Annotated in this window: 1 protein-coding gene; it reads left to right on the forward strand. The window is 66.0% G+C overall.

Annotated features, from left to right (window positions below; translation table 11 throughout):
* Positions 1-721: ATPase domain-containing protein (locus TW83_RS15825; RefSeq protein ID WP_045983746.1), on the forward strand; the 721-nt coding region annotated here is incomplete at both ends.

A 721-nucleotide genomic window follows, 5' to 3' on the forward strand; every position in this document is an offset into this window, starting at 1 on the left:
TCGGGCAAGACCACGCTGGCGCTGAAGTTCCTGATGGAGGGGCGCCAGGCGGGTGACCGCGGCCTCTACATCACCTTGTCCGAGACCGAGACAGAGCTGCGGGCCGTCGCGCGGTCGCATGACCTGACGTTGGACGGCATCGACGTCTTCGAGATGATCGCCGAAGACGAGTTCGGCATCGACCACGAACAGTCGCTTCTGCATCCCAGCGAGGTGGAGCTGGGAGAGACGGTGCGCGGCATCTTCGATCTGGTGGACCGGACCGACCCGGTGCGCGTGGTGCTGGACAGCCTGTCGGAACTGCGCCTGCTGGCGCAGAACCCGCTGCGCTATCGCCGCCAGATCCTGGCGTTGAAGCATTTCTTCGCGCGCCGGAACTGCACCGTGCTGATGCTGGACGACCGCACGGCCGAACCCGGCGACCTGCAGCTGCATTCGATCGCGCATGGCGTCATCTCGCTGGAGCAGCTGGCCAACGATTTCGGATCGGAGCGCCGCAGGCTGAGGGTCGTCAAGATGCGCGGCCTGAAATATCACGGCGGCTATCACGACTTTACCATCGAACGCGGCGGCATCCGCGTTTATCCGCGCCTGATCGCAGCCGATCACCACCGCCGCTTTTCGGCCGAACCGGTGACCACGGGGCTTGCCGGTCTGGATGCGCTGCTGGGCGACGGCCTGTTTCCCGGAACCAACACGCTGCTGGCGGGGCCTGCCGGGG

Source organism: Paracoccus sp. S4493 (assembly GCF_000967735.1).
GTDB lineage: Bacteria > Pseudomonadota > Alphaproteobacteria > Rhodobacterales > Rhodobacteraceae > Paracoccus > Paracoccus marcusii.